This is a genomic window from Aerococcus sp. HMSC062A02 (genome assembly GCF_001809535.1).
GTDB lineage: Bacteria > Bacillota > Bacilli > Lactobacillales > Aerococcaceae > Aerococcus.
Map to the genome: position 1 here is coordinate 17,137 of NZ_KV797925.1, position 14,423 is coordinate 31,559.

The 14,423-nt window shown below is 46.5% G+C and carries 15 protein-coding genes; all 15 read right to left on the reverse strand.

Going from position 1 to position 14,423, the window contains the following annotated elements; all coding sequences use genetic code 11:
* Positions 1-2: 2 nt before the first annotated feature.
* Positions 3-893, reverse strand: a complete 891-nt coding sequence (locus HMPREF2626_RS04810) for an ROK family protein (protein ID WP_070618199.1) — start codon at positions 891-893, stop codon at positions 3-5.
* Positions 894-911: 18 nt separating this feature from the next.
* On the reverse strand, positions 912-1,961 hold the full coding sequence (locus tag HMPREF2626_RS04815; protein WP_070618202.1) for a uroporphyrinogen decarboxylase family protein: 1,050 nt from the start codon (positions 1,959-1,961) through the stop codon (positions 912-914).
* A gap of 87 nt (positions 1,962-2,048) precedes the next feature.
* Positions 2,049-2,975: a metallophosphoesterase family protein gene (locus tag HMPREF2626_RS04820; protein WP_070618205.1), complete on the reverse strand. Its 927-nt coding sequence runs from the start codon at positions 2,973-2,975 to the stop codon at positions 2,049-2,051.
* A gap of 1 nt (position 2,976) precedes the next feature.
* Positions 2,977-4,362 (reverse strand): SLC5/6 family protein, encoded by a 1,386-nt coding sequence (locus HMPREF2626_RS04825; RefSeq protein ID WP_070618208.1) that lies wholly within the window; start codon positions 4,360-4,362, stop codon positions 2,977-2,979.
* A 65-nt stretch (positions 4,363-4,427) separates the two neighbouring features.
* Positions 4,428-5,306, reverse strand: coding sequence for a sulfurtransferase (locus HMPREF2626_RS04830; RefSeq protein WP_070618211.1), 879 nt, complete (start codon positions 5,304-5,306; stop codon positions 4,428-4,430).
* A 10-nt stretch (positions 5,307-5,316) separates the two neighbouring features.
* The gene (gene arsS, locus HMPREF2626_RS04835; protein ID WP_070618213.1) at positions 5,317-6,279 is read right to left on the reverse strand and encodes an arsenosugar biosynthesis radical SAM (seleno)protein ArsS; all 963 of its coding nucleotides are present in this window, start codon (positions 6,277-6,279) and stop codon (positions 5,317-5,319) included.
* Positions 6,280-6,291: 12 nt separating this feature from the next.
* On the reverse strand, positions 6,292-7,194 hold the full coding sequence (locus tag HMPREF2626_RS04840) for a nucleoside hydrolase (protein ID WP_070618216.1): 903 nt from the start codon (positions 7,192-7,194) through the stop codon (positions 6,292-6,294).
* Between the two features lie 395 nt (positions 7,195-7,589).
* Positions 7,590-8,636, reverse strand: a complete 1,047-nt coding sequence (locus HMPREF2626_RS04850) for a sulfurtransferase (protein ID WP_070618222.1) — start codon at positions 8,634-8,636, stop codon at positions 7,590-7,592.
* A 28-nt stretch (positions 8,637-8,664) separates the two neighbouring features.
* Positions 8,665-9,342: a TIGR04283 family arsenosugar biosynthesis glycosyltransferase gene (locus HMPREF2626_RS04855; RefSeq protein WP_070618225.1), complete on the reverse strand. Its 678-nt coding sequence runs from the start codon at positions 9,340-9,342 to the stop codon at positions 8,665-8,667.
* A 3-nt stretch (positions 9,343-9,345) separates the two neighbouring features.
* Complete coding sequence (locus HMPREF2626_RS04860; protein WP_070618228.1) at positions 9,346-10,059, reverse strand: TVP38/TMEM64 family protein; 714 nt, start codon at positions 10,057-10,059, stop codon at positions 9,346-9,348.
* A gap of 91 nt (positions 10,060-10,150) precedes the next feature.
* On the reverse strand, positions 10,151-10,912 hold the full coding sequence (locus HMPREF2626_RS04865) for a rhodanese-like domain-containing protein (RefSeq protein WP_070618231.1): 762 nt from the start codon (positions 10,910-10,912) through the stop codon (positions 10,151-10,153).
* A gap of 21 nt (positions 10,913-10,933) precedes the next feature.
* Positions 10,934-11,170, reverse strand: coding sequence for a hypothetical protein (locus HMPREF2626_RS04870; protein WP_141744586.1), 237 nt, complete (start codon positions 11,168-11,170; stop codon positions 10,934-10,936).
* Between the two features lie 18 nt (positions 11,171-11,188).
* A complete protein-coding gene (locus tag HMPREF2626_RS04875; RefSeq protein ID WP_246818925.1) occupies positions 11,189-11,569 on the reverse strand; it encodes a glycine/sarcosine/betaine reductase selenoprotein B family protein in 381 nt (126 codons plus the stop codon).
* 115 nt (positions 11,570-11,684) lie between these two features.
* On the reverse strand, positions 11,685-13,193 hold the full coding sequence (locus HMPREF2626_RS04880) for a TIGR04282 family arsenosugar biosynthesis glycosyltransferase (RefSeq protein WP_070618238.1): 1,509 nt from the start codon (positions 13,191-13,193) through the stop codon (positions 11,685-11,687).
* A 601-nt stretch (positions 13,194-13,794) separates the two neighbouring features.
* The gene (locus tag HMPREF2626_RS04885; RefSeq protein WP_070618389.1) at positions 13,795-14,112 is read right to left on the reverse strand and encodes a metal-sulfur cluster assembly factor; all 318 of its coding nucleotides are present in this window, start codon (positions 14,110-14,112) and stop codon (positions 13,795-13,797) included.
* Between the last annotated feature and the right edge of the window lie 311 nt (positions 14,113-14,423).

The following is a 14,423-nucleotide window of genomic DNA, read 5'->3' on the forward strand; positions in this document are numbered from 1 at the left end:
CCCTAGTCAATTAAAGCCGCCGCCCCCAAGAGGCCATTGTTTTCACCCAGCGAGCTGGCAGATATATGGTCTAGCACATGGGCTTGGTCGGGGAAGAGCATAGGCTCTAAGGCTTCCTTACAAGCCTGCAAGTAGCCAGCCTGCTCTAAAATCACCGAGCCACCAAGAACAATTTCCGCTGGATCGAGCACACAGATAATCTGATAGAGGGACCATGCCAAGACTTCTGCCCCCTCCTGGATGACCTCCTGGGCTTGCCGGTCGCCGGCTTGGGCCAGGTTAAAGATGTCAACCGTGGCTAAGTCGGGACGATCTAGGAGCTGCCGTCCCCGGTCTTGAATGCCTGTTCCTGACGCCAGGTGCTGAACTAAACACTCCGGATTCCGGTAAGAGACGGGGACTAGCGCCGTTTCCCCTGCAAAGCCGGAGCCGCGTATCATCTGACCATGAACAAAGCTCTGTGAGGAAATCCCGGTGGACACGGTTACATAGCTAAAGGTCTCTTCTGGGTCGCGCTGGGCCAGCTGGTATTCTGCTAGAGCCGCGACTGCCACATCATTATCGATACGAATGGGCAGGTCGAAAGATTCCTCTAAACGGTCCACAATCGGAAAATTTGCCCAAGGAATCATCATTTGATAGACCGCAATCCCACGGTCTCGGTCCACCTTACCGGGAATACCTAAACCAATCCCCCGTACGCTGGCCTTCCCTGCTTCCTGGAGAGCTCTTTGGATTAATTCCTTCACGAGGTCAAACAAGTCTTCCCTCCCGAGTCCAGAAATTTTGCGATAATACTTCTTAACAATTTCTAGTTGGTCATTAACGAGCGCAACAGAAAGCTTGCTGCCGCCAATATCGACACCAATGCGATAAGCTCCTGCCTGCGTCATAGATAACTCCTCCTTTTTCTACTTACTAGTCACTTGCCCAAAACGACGGGCGGCATCCATATAGGCATGGATATTCTCCAAGGGACTCTCCGCCGGGACATCACAGCCAGGAGCCAGCACAAAGCGCATGGGATCTGTCCCCATGCAGGCATAGGCCGCTTCTACCGCCTGGCTAATGCTTTGAGGATCACCCTGCCAGAGCAAATCAACGGGAGCGATATTCCCTTGAACTTGCAAGTGGTCAGCCAAAATTTCCTTAGCCTTGGCTAAATCAACCACCTGGTCCACGCTGAAAGCATCGACCCCTGTCTCTACTACATCCGCTAAAATTTTTTCCGTTTGCCCACAAATATGTAAGGCCACAAAAGATTCTTTTTGGTGGATGTAGTTCACGAGTTCTTGGGTATAGCTTTGGGCAAATTGACGGTAGACCCGCGGACTAATCAAGCTACCCGAAGCCACAGGGTCAGAAAGAGAAATATAAGTCCCTTCGAGCTGACTAAACTGGTCCACTACATCCTTTAAAATCACCAAGACCCGGCTGAGCAGGGCGTTGAGTTCATCTTTTTGCTTGCGGGTGGCCCGAAGCAATTTCTCTGGGGCAATAAGCCCAGCAGCTGCTGTAAAGGGGGCCGGCATATGGATCCGGCAGTAGACCTGGCCATCCGTTTCTTCCTGGATGATTTTCACTGCTTGGAACACTTTTTGCTGGCCAAGATCGTTGTCAAAATGAACCGCATCATAGGGTAAACAGTCGAGATCAGCCAAATCATCCAGAGCGTAGCGGCTAACTGAAGCCGGGGCATCCTCGGCCACTTTCACTTCCGTCCCCAAAAGCTTGGTGAAATTCTTAGTAGAGTAAATCAAAGAAACCGCATCGTGACCAAAAGTTTGGTAAGAAGCCACGAGCTTCTTAGCCAAAGCCTCAGCAGAAGCTTCAGATTCTTGGTAGGTCATGCCTACTAATTTTGCAGCAATTAGGTTGTCATAAAGAATGACTGGAGCCCGGTCAACTGCCTGGCCATTCTTAAGAGCCCGATGTCTTTCAACTGCTGTCATTTGATCCATAATGAAACCGCCTACCTTTTGTTATGATACCTTATCTTAGCATATTTTCACAAAGCTTAACATCAAAAAAGCCCTAGTTTACTCAAGTTATTCAAGACTTGGTGAATAGATACGCAAAGGGAGACTCGTGCCCTGAATCAATCTTTCTCTATAAGAAACTGCTGCTGCCGACCCTGATGGCCAGAGCTGATCAAAATCAGACATAAATAAATCTAAATCGTAGGCCACCCTTAGCAATTCCACATATACGTGATTCATTTTTTTGGAATAAATAGCATCTGGATGGGCAACTTGCCCCAAACGGATAATTAGACCCGCCGGATCCCCAGCTAAAGTCCCCATACCTGCAGATCCATTATTGATAACTAAAGTTGCCTTGCCTTCATAAATAACTTGGGAACAAGTGTGGGTACAGGCAATGACATCGATTTGATAGCTCTCCATAAAAGCTTCAAGTTCCTGTTGCCGACCTGGCTCTTGTAGGGACTCTGCTGAACACCCCCAACCTGCTAAAAACTTTTCATCCCCATGCAAGACAAGGAGACGTAAGCCATAAACTGTAAAAACTTGGACTTTACCGAGATCTTGAAAAGAATCTACTGGTATTTGAGACTCCCTCACCATTTCCTTAAGCCTTTTATGAATGGCATTTGACCGACTTACCGCTGCATCTGAAGTTGACGACGGATAAGCACATCCACAGCCAATTTCTTGGTCGCCAGTTCTCAAGAGTTCAGCTTCTACATTGCCTAGCGACCGATAGTGGCAGTTAAGCCGCTCTTCCAAATCTTGGAAAAGGTCTGGGTCACAATCGAACCAGTGAGTATCCCCATTAAAACATAGAGATACCGGCTCAGGATCCCTGACTTGCATAGCCTCAATCTCATCCAAGGCATAGGGGTTTCCATAGAGGCCGCCAATAATATAAAGTCCTTTATCGTGATCTGGAAAATCTTTTTCATAGACCTTCTCTTCTATGGCGTAATCGCTTGGACAAAGTCTTCCTGGTCTCATATTATTCGACTCCTTTACTTTGAAATTTTTCTAAGAGTCCTGGCAAAAGATAGCCTAAAGTGCAAAGGATCAAGCCGTAAACATTGGTCCCTAAAAGCAAGGCGCTATCTCCAGCCCCAATAGCAAAGATACTTGGGACAAGCCCAAAAGTATAAAGCAAACCAATTATGATACCTATCCAAAAGCTCAGTTGGAAGCTCCACTTATTTGTTGGCACAAAACCATGAAGGCAAAAAATAGGCGCAAAGCCCATAACCATGGTGCCACTGATGGTTGTTGCACTAAGGATGCTTGTTCCAAAAAACATGGGTAAATTCCCCAAGATTGCAAAAAGCACCATAGTCAGCATCGCAATAAATCGTGTTTTTTTCTTAGTCAAGCGAATACCCAGCAAATGAGGCACGTCAATAGCAGATAATTTCGCAATACTTGAAAGCGCAGAATCAAGAGTCGACCCCGCTGAAGACACCATAATCCCTGCCATAATAACAAGGGCGGCAGTTCCCAGTGACTGGGCAACAGCTACTGGAATATTATCCGTTAAAGCCATCCCCTCCATCTTGGCGTAGATGCCAACAAAAGAGAAAAGCACAATCGATACGAAACCCGCTAGGCCCGCTATGATAAAAGCCTTGAGCATCTTCTTCTCATCTGAGATAAAGCCCCGGTCAGTTAAAACTGGGTCATGGAAAGGATAGCTAAAAATTTGAACAGCAGATACTAAAAGCATGTCTACTCCCCCTAGCAAAGTCCAATTCCCTGACTGAACATAATCAGTCATCGGACGATTAGGCAGCACCAATGCAAAAACAGCCACCATAAAAATAATAAAAATGATACTTTGAATCATATCAGTTACAATCGCACTCCGCAAACCACCACGGACAGAATAAGCTAGGGTAATTACGGAAAATATCACAGAGGCAAGTATAAAGGGAGTAGATCCCGACGCCCCAAAATAACCACCTACTACTGAGGTATTCGACCAAATTTCATTGAATAAACGTGTAAAAATTGCCAAAGTAAAGAAAATTCCCGCCCAAGGGCCATAATTATGATTGAGAAAAGGAATAATCCCTTTTGCTCCAAATTTTTTACGTAAACGGTAGATAACAAAACCAGCTAAGGGAATACATAGCCAATAAGTTGCGTAGGCAAAGCCTCCCACAATCCCATACTGAGCCCCTAAATTAGCTGCATTAGTTACTGATTTAGCAAAAATCCAACTAATAAAAATGGTTGCTGTTAGTAAGGGGAGCGAAGAATCCTTACCTTCCTTATTCGTTCCTCTAAAATACCCACTGAAATCAACAAACTTTGGCGATAATAAAAACATCAAAATAGCATAAATCGTAAGAAAGGCCCATATCACTTCATTACTCGTCATAAACTTCTCCTTTTTAATTCAATAAAAGCCAGAGCAGACAAACTCTGGCTTGACTAACATTATACTTATACTTCCAAGGGCTTATCTGTCTGCGTGGCCCATTCCATCAAGGAGCCGTCATACATGGCAACCTGGTCTTGACCAAGATAATTCAGAACAGCTCGGAGCCAGCAAGCCGCAATCCCAAAACCGCAATAGGTAATGACGCGCTTATCAGGATCGAGCACAGCAAAGTCTGCAAAGACCTGCCGCAAATCTTTTTCAGGCAAGAGCGCGCCTGTCTCAGGATCAGATAAGGACCCGAAGAAGACATTAACTGCGGATGGAATGTGTCCCACTCGGTCGTCACCGAAGCCAGCAAATTCCCCCTCGTATTGGGCCTTAGGAAGACTATCTAAGATCACAACGCTCGGATCTTCGACGGCTGCTTCCACTTCCGTCAGATCAGCAAGCAGGTCTTCTCGACGTTGCAAGCTTAGCTGGCCCTGCTTGCTTTCAGGTATTTCTTCTGTTAGGGCCCGACCTTCACGCTCCCACTTATTCAAGCCCCCCTCAAGGATAGCAATTTGTTTTTCGGGAAAGCCCTCATAAGCCAGCTGCCAGGCCAAGCGTGCCGCCCACATATTCGCTGTAAAATCCGCGCCGACTTGGGCTCCACTGTCATAGATAACAACCTGGCTATCTTCAGCAATCCCCAAGTCTTCCATATTTTTCACGAAAGGCTCATGGGCAGTGACTTGGAAGGGAATCGGGTCATGACTTGCTGCTTCAGCCAGTTGGTCATAGAAGACAGCCCCTGGTAAATGTTTGGCCGCATACTGGTCCTTACCAGAGCGCAAGAACTCTCCTTCTGGATCATTAAAGAAAACGGTAGCATCCACCAAAACTAAGTTTGGATCGGCTAGCTGACTCGCTAATTCTTCAGTTGATACAATATTTTTCATCAAAAACCTCCTACGCTTCAGCCAAGGCGACTTGGGCTGGACATTCTGTCGTCAATTCGCCTCCACAAGATGAACCAAAACCAGCTGTACAGCCATAACAATAATCGCGGAAGAGGATCTCCCGTCCAAGATCTTCTTTATCAATCACATCGGTAATTGTATCTCCCGTACTAATCGGCAGGTTAGACATTTGATGGAAGTCACAATCATAGAGTTGGCCGTCGTAACCCACTGACAGCTGGGACCGGCACATCAGATTAGGTACCGTCACGGGATTAAAGGCATTGCGAAGGATATCCATATACTCGTCATAATAGTCCATATCATTTAGGAAATCTTCAAAGTAGCCCATAGGCAGGTTGGTAATGGTATATAGATTCGTAAATTCAATGCCATACTGACCTAAGTGGTTGCGATAGTCTACCGCCAAGGCGTTTTGCTCTGGGGGTAAAGTGGCCCCTAGCGGATTATGGACGAGGTTTAAAGGTCGGTCTTTATCAATGCCATAGCCATAAGAATTCAGTTCTTGGAGGACCTTGATTAACTTCTTAAAGACCCCGCTACCGCGTACGACATCCACATTGTCTTCAGTGTAACAAGGCATCGAAATAAAAATCGTCACAGGATATTTTTGATAGAACTCACGCATTCTTTTATTCAAAAAAGTCCCATTCGTTCGGACAATCACTTCGTCCACATAGGGAGCCCCTTTCTCTGCCAGATAGGTGAAGCCTGGGTGCATAGTAGGTTCTCCCCCTGTAATATCCAGGGTCGTCACTTCATCATGGGCCTTGAGAAATTCAATGCAGGCATCCATAATCTCGGGCGACATCATTTCATTCTTCGAGTCGCGCATCACGTGACAGTGCCGGCAACGCAGGTTACATACCTTACCAATATTCACTTGCAGAGTAGTAATTGCTGAGGTTTTCCGGTATTCAGGTTCGATCCGGTCAATAAAATCACTTGACATTATTTTCTCCTTTCATTTTTGCTGATCATCGAGGGACAACCAAGTCTGGTAGAGATGATCTTTTAGTGCCTCTTTTTTAGTAATTCTAGGTGTCGTGACCAGCGTCTGCTGGTAAGGCTTAGTCACCACATACTGGGTCGGGTCCTGGCTCGGGCAGTGAAGGCGTCCTCGAGCTAGGCCTTCTACACTCAGCCAATATCTCTCTTGGTCTAAAGAAAAGTATTCTGGATGAACGAGGCAGGCCGCTGCCAGGCTATCCCAGTTATAGAAGCCTTTGATGCCATACTCTAAGTCATTATCGCGAAACCAAGGCGCTGAATATTTTTGAATCATTTGGACAATAGGGCCTTCCACTCGGTCGAAAGCTGCTTCATATTGCTCCTGGGTAAAGAGCAGGTCCAAGCAATGATTGCCTGTCATGACACGGACATTATGCCCCTTGGTTAAGACTTGATAGGCAGCTTGAGGATCACAGGAGAAATTCAATTCCAACATTTCCTGCTTGGCGAAGTTCAGGGGCGCCGTAGTGCCTCCCATCAAGCTAAAACCAGCAACTTGATCAAAGAAATCTGGATTAAGAAGAGAAGCTCCCATAAGATTCGTCAGAGATCCTGTCGCCAAGACATACAAGTCTCCTGCATATTGGGCAGCCAAATCAGCCAGAAGACGACTAGCTGGATTGAGATAATCGCCACAAGCCTGACCGCCCTTAGCATAGGGCAGATCAAGCTGAAGCGTCTCTAGGAGATGCTGGGTATCCCGGTCCACCAGGTCGATCCCCTTATTCCCGAACGTCGATGTCACAGCGATCAGCTCCACTTCAGGACAGCCTAATAAATAAAGCAGCGCCATCCCATCATCCACATCACGATTAGCCGTAAAAAAAGTATTGTCAAAATCAATGGCTACTTTCATCGGTTAAACCCTTTCTAGACCTAGCCTTTATCCCAGCAATGATCATTTGGAAGAGGCTTAGAGCAAGTAGAAGCAAATAGTAGAGATAGTAGGTTTCCAATTGGTCGAAAGTCCAGAATAAACTATAGAACGTAAAGGCTAAAGTCAAGACTAGCCCTCCATAGGCTGATCGCCGTTTGTAACGAAGCAGAAGTATAACGGCCACTATAAGACACAAGCTAGGCAGTATCCAGGTCCAAAAATCATGATAAAGTTCAGCTTTCCTTGAACGATAGAGTACTGACCGCATAAAATTCAAATGATTCGCGTAAAAACCACTAACTTGCGTCATTAAAAAGAGCGCGAGAACTTGTAAGCCACGCAAACTTGCGATCACTAGCTGGACAGGCCTTGACTTAATCAAGGATTTCCACATCATTTCCGCGGGGATCTCCTACTTGTACCGGGTACTTGCTTGGATTTTTTTGATGGTTTAAATTCCATTCATACCAACCCCCATCTTGGACCGAAATATCATGCCAGCCTGCTTGTTTAGCAACAAAGAAGGCTGTAGTATTACGCCAGCCTGTTCCACAATAGAATGTTACCGGTTTATCTTGACTAATTCCCCATTCTTCCCAATCAGCAAATACTGCTTGTGGCTCACGAATTGTGCCATCTTCATTGGTTAGATAGTTGACGTCAGCTGCTGTTTCGCTGGCTTTGGCCCAGACTGCTCCTTTGATCTCGCCTGCCTTGTCAATGTAGTCATAACCTGATGTTTCACCAATAAACTCAGGCCAAGAGCGAACGGAAGCAATCACCAAGTTTGGTTGGGACTCCTTAGCTGCTAGGAGGTCATCCGACGTCTTAATATAGGCTTCGGGCCGACCTGGATAATCCCCGCCAAAATCTTTAGCTGCGGTAACTTGAGGACTTTCCTCAGTAAGTTCATAACCTGCCTTCTCCCAGGCTGCTTTACCACCGTCAATAATGTGCACTTCATCTACACCCAGGTAGTAAGCGGCAAAGGCCACACGGGAAGCCGCATTGACATCCTCACCATAAACAAAAAGTGGTGTATCCTTGCTTACCCCCTTAGCGAGAAAGGCTTTGACCAAGTCATCATCTGTTAAGAGATTCCAATCACTCTCTTCTGTCTCAATCTCCATCGTATCCATGAGTTGAGCACCTGGCAGGTGGCCTTTTTTGTAGGCTGCATCACCATAACCTGCCTCTAGAATCTTGGCTGTATCCTGCTGGTCAATCTGGTCTTTAGCCCAAGCGGCATCCACAAAAATATCCTCTTTCTTGCTTTCGCCTGCTTTGACCAGATGGGTCTCCTCTTTTGAAGGAGGGGCTGGTTGCGTTGAGTCGCTAGCTGTTGAACTTTGCCCTTGGCAAGCCCCTAAAAGAAAACTAGCTAGTCCACATACTGCTAAAATTTTTTTAGTCCAATGCATCTAATCTTCCTCTCTTCTTCTCAATTACTTATTTATCGCGGTAAAATTTTTGAATACTTTCAATCGACTTTCCCTGCCTGAATAGGGCTTGGGCTCTTTGCATCTTAAATAGGGTTCTCAGATAGCCCTTAGCTTCAAAGCGTCTCGCTGAGGTATAGATCTTCTGCTCTGCCACCCGGCAATAAACACCAGCCTCCTTGGCCCGAATCGAAAGATCATAGTCTTCCATTAACGGGTAGGAACGAAAGCCTCCCAAAGCCTGGTAAAAATCGCGGCGCATATGCATGCCCTGGTCTCCAAAGGCAATATGGCGGTGACTTAGCCGCCAATTGGATCCTGCTGCAATCAGACGCATCCGCCAATCCTCACTGGTAAAGCGCAAGGGAAAGGCAGCAAAGGGGACTTCCTGACCATTCTTTTGTACCTCCTTAAGAGGGCAAGTTTTAAAGAAAGAATCTGCATGCAGAAAGAATAAGATTTCACCCTGACTGGCAAGCACGCCTGTATGAAGCTGTTGCCCCCGCCCCGGCTGGGAGTTAACGACTGAGTAGCCTGCCGCCCTGATTAAATGGGCTGTACCGTCCCGGCTGCTCCCATCCACGAAGATCAGCTCATGCGGAATATCTGGGTTAAACACCTCTAAATGATCAAACAATTGATCCAGTTGGTTTCGCTCATTAAAAACAGGAATGATAATACTAATCATCAGCTAGTTAAGGGATTCCTTTTTCTTCTTGCGGTCGGTATAGACCCGGCGCAGGAGGGCAACTAAGACGCTCAAAGCGAATAGGATCAACAGACCCGTCACAAGCTTCTGAGCGCCACCTGTCAACATACCACCTACATAAGAATAAATAATGGTCGCCGGTAATTGACCGATCCCTGTGGCAATAAAATAACCCCAAAAGCCCATCGATGTTAAGCCTGCTGCATAAGATACAATATCAAAGGACATAAAGGGCAGCAAGCGGGCCACTAGGATGGTCTGCATGCCATAGCGGTCAAAAAAGTTTTCGATGCTTTCTAAGCCCCGCTTAGTCGTAAAGCGAACAACCACATCACGCCCTAAGATGCGGGCAATGTAAAAGCATAGGGCAGCCCCCACCATCGCACTCGACCATGACAAGATAGCTCCCTGCCACCAACCAAAGAGATTAGCATTGGTCACCGTAATCAAGAAAGCAGGGAGCGGGGCGATCACTGCCGTTAAAACCATTAGGAAAAATGAAATAAGTGCCGCATAGCCCCCGTATGAATCGATAAATTCGCGCACTTCATCAAAATTCCCCGTTGCAAACATCTTAAAGACCTGGTTGATCCATTCCCTAACTGGGGGGATCAGAAAATAAATAGCCAGGCAAAGGCCCACAATACCTAGCAATAACCAGCGTCGCTTACTGGCTTCGTTAGTTTTCTTCGTCATCTGTCTCCTCCATCTTCCAATAAAAAGAGCGACCCAATCTAAGAAACTGGGCCGCCTAAAATTAACTACCCAACTAGATCAGAGACTTAAATTATTTCTCTGACAAATCAAAGCCGTCCCATTCCTTAGTACCTTCTGTGGCATTGATGGTGTTGTAACCTTCATCTGTTAGGGCTTGAGCGATGGTATTTGATTTATTACCGGAGTAGCAGTAAGTCAAGATAGTTTTATCTTTAGGAATATCAGCTTTCTTCGCATCCAAGTCGTCAACTTCGATATTTACTGCCCCTTTAACGTGGCCCTTATCGTAGTCCTTAGCCTTACGTGCATCGATGATGTAGTATTCGCCATCATTGTTGTCAACCATTTCTTGGAATTTGTCTCCTAGCACATAGCCAACTTGAGTCATTGTTGAATAGTCATGGTCTTTAACCCCGTCAGCATTGTAAACTTCTTCAAAGCCGTTTTTAGCCAAGATGTCTGCCCCTTCCTGGCTCTTGTTCCCAGTGTTGCAGATCGTTACTACATTTTCTTTCTTATAGTTGCTTAAACGATCGAGGTTATTTTCAAGTTCATCGACAGGGATATTGATAGCCCATTTCACATGGCCTTCTTTGTATTCATCTTCTGGACGAACGTCGATGACGAGGTAGTCTTCTTTCTTCTTGTCATCAGCTAAAGCTTCGTCGAGCTCTTCGCCGGATATAGTTTTAACTTCAGCCGCTTGGTCAGCTGTAGCTTCTGTTTGAGCATCATTTGAACCGCTAGAAGCAGAGTCTGTGTTATCTGCACAAGCAGCTAGTGACAATGAAGTAAGAGCAGTTAAACTGAGTAATAATAATTTTTTTGACATAATTTTTTCTCCTTTAAATTTTTAAATTTCCCATTTCTTCAATTCTTCGGCACCGCCATGAATGGCAAAATCGAGCAGAGCGGTGAGGCCCTGGCGTTCGGTTTCTAAGTCAAAAGCTTGCCCCGCAAAAGTATGGCCCAGGGCAAAGGGGGTCTCAAGCATGCGAGGTGGGCGGGCTTTTTCCGCCACATTAGGCAGGTGCATCATGGAAGCCGTGCGTATGCCCCGGCTTTCAATTTCGCGCTGAATCAGCCCCACGGACTGGTGGCAAATATATCAGCCAGGAGACAGCAAGGCAATATCGACCTGGTCCTCCTGCAATTGGTCAGCGATAGCAGGTGCCGTCTTATTCATGAGCTTCTTAACCTGGGGGATGTAGCCCATCAAACCGAAGTGGTGAGGAGCTACTTCTCCAATCTTACCCTCCCTAGCGAATTGCCGGAGGATATCCAGGGGGAAGACCAAGTTAATATCTTCGAGGGCATCTCGAATATCATAGTGTTCGTGGTTTACCGTAAGGTCCTCATAGTCCACATCTCCGGGAATAATACGGAAAGTTGGATCTCCCTTCTTCGTCTCAAAAGGCGGATCCGTCTTCAAGCGGACCCCCGCCGTGGTAATGAAAGCAACTCGGGCTTCATCTAGTGCCTTATCCATATGCGCAATTTTGGGTGCCGAATTGATGGTCACGACCATGTGCTGGGCGACACGACTAATAACAACTTCTTTTAAACTTCGGCGATTTTTTTTAACGATAAAAATCCTCCTTTCTTTATCCAGGCAATCTTTTAGCGATATAGTCTTCAATCATCTGGATAAAGTCAGTACTTAAAAAGCGTGAAATGACCTGGTAAGTTTCCTGGTTACGCGCCAATTTATCAGCTTTATTATATTGCACATAGGCCATGGCGCACCAAGTCAAGCCCCGCAGGCAAGTGAAGACCAAGTACTGGTCGAGCTTAGCCTGGTCAATCGCAATCGGAGAGTGGGCATCATAGGCCTGGATGAAGCTTTCTAAAGACTGGTCATCATAGAGGTAGTCAGTCTTCCAAAGCGTCGTTGTCGGCGCTAAGAAATGTCCCAAATCCTGTTCACGTTCCCCAATCAGCGGCTTCTCCCAGTCAATGACATAGGACTGGTCGCCTGGGTTGATCAGGAAATTAGAGGCATTGAGTTCCGTATTAATGATACAAGGATTAACAAGCTGGGCGCTGTGGTCATAGACCTTTAAGCCATCTAAGAGCCGCTGAATCCGCTGAGTCACTTCCTCCGACCGCCCCTCCCAGGACCGGTAGTGGGCAAACATGGTCTCAAACTCTTCATACATCACCACAAAGGGTTGGCCCACATAAATGAGATGGTCTGCCTGCTTAGGATCTTGTTGGTGAATTTGCGCCAATAATTCCGCTGCAATCTGGCTATCCGTCTCATAGTCCAGCTGGCGACCAGGCAGGAAGGCTTCCACTAAATAACCCGCCCCAATCAAGGGGTGGTAGTCACAAAGCGCCAAGGGTTTGGGCGTTACGCCACTCGCTTCGAGCGCCTTCAAAGCCCCGTACTCATACTGGATCTGCTGGTCGAGATGCAATTGTGAGCCCAAAGCAATCCGCAACAATTTCCTGCCTTGGTCAAAGATAAAATTGGCATTATATTCCCCTTGGGCTAGGAAAGTCGCCTCAGGGTCCCCCGTCAAGATAGCCGCAATATCTTCTTTATCATCAATATCACGGATGGCTGGCAGGAGTTCATAACTGATCCCGGCTTGGTCAGCATGTGAAAGCGTCGCCGCCAAAACAGAGGTATGGCCATAACTTTCCAGGGCAAATAGGTCGGGATAATAGGCGGACATGCCGATCAGCCCATAGCCCCCATCCAAGCTAGGCGCCAAAACCAAGTCGCAGGAATCCAAATAAGTGAAGGCTTGGTCGACCTGGCTAGTAGATAAATCATAAAGATCTGACCCCATAAGAGCCACCTGGTCATAACCCCGGTTGAAACCATCTCGAATCGCCCGAGACATACGTTCACCTAGGCTATCGCCCTCCTGCCAAAACACCGCTTCCTGGTCAAGGTTTAAAAAGTCACCCAAGTCATAGCCGGCTTGGTCAGCCGTTAGCCAGAAACAGAGGTCTGCTTGGCTCGCCTTAGCCCGCTGATAATTCATCTCTAAGAGATACTGGCTAAGCGCTTGGGTTTGATCGACCGTCAAGAAATCAGACAGACGACTCTTCGTCTCGCCTTTCAGTGGCAAGCGAGTCATTATAATTAATAGTTTTTTCATAGCTTTTGTATGTAAAGGTTTCCATATAAACAAAAAAGGTGCTGACAGCAAATGCCAACACCCCTTTGAATTATGGATACCCGCCGGTAATTTGTTGAATGATGCGGCGACGAAACCTCTTCGCATACTAAATAAGCCACTAACTTTCTTATTTACTATGCCCCACAAGCAAGCTCATAATATCCCCATTAGAAAAGTGTATAGCATTTACCAGCTGTCTTCCTAGCATCTTTTTATAGACTCACTGTACATACATGATAAATGCCCCCCTCTCTAATGTATTCACTCAAACGTTACCATAATCACAAGAAAAAGGCAACTATTGTTGCCCTTTATAGAAATTTTTTTATTACTTTAAAGATAAGAAAAGCCCTCAATCGGATCGGTAATGGGGGGGATCCAATATGAGGGCCTGGCGCAGTCGCCAACTCTTTCAGTAAAGAACAACCTAACAAGTAGGAAGCGCAAGGAAATCGACTATCAAAGTTGGAGAAAAACTTTTATCTTCCTAAAACGGTCTTTTAATTTGTGATGGTAGTAATCAAGTACCTGTTAGCAAGGTTCTTTACTGAATGGAACTGGCGACCTCGGTCGGTTCAGTCTAACGGAGACCCAGCGCAATCCGCGCATAACGCGTTAAACGGTCCGGGCTCCAAACAGGCTGCCAAACTAATTCCACTTTAACATCCTGAATAAGTTCAATCTCTCGGAGCCTGTCCATCAGGGTCTGGAAAATCACATCGGCTAAGGGACAGCCTGGCATAGTGAGGGTCATCCGCACCCACAAGTGCCCGTCTCCGTCATAGAGCAGGTCATAAATCAAGCCTAAATTATAAATATCAATTCCAAGCTCCGGATCGATCACTTCCTGGCAGGCGGCCAACACGTCTTCATAGAGCTCCGGATCCCGCAAGCTCAGTTCAGTGAACTCACTAGGATCTGCGAAGCGTTCCGAATTCGTTGCTGCCGCATAGTTCTCGTTCCAATCCTGGTTTTCGGCCAATTGCTCTTCAATTTCTTCCTTAATCGAGAGGGGGAGGGCCTCTTCATTCCCCATTTCTAGTTTATCTTTATCGATGGTCATAGGAATCGCCTCCAATTCTTATTCAGCTAAGTAGACAGTTTACGCGAGCTAGGTGCGATTTTCAAGTTAGATAGGAAAAAAGCGCCCGCAAACAAATGCGAGCGCTCGGTAGATACGAGTTAGTCTGGCTAAGAACTTGAGACGAG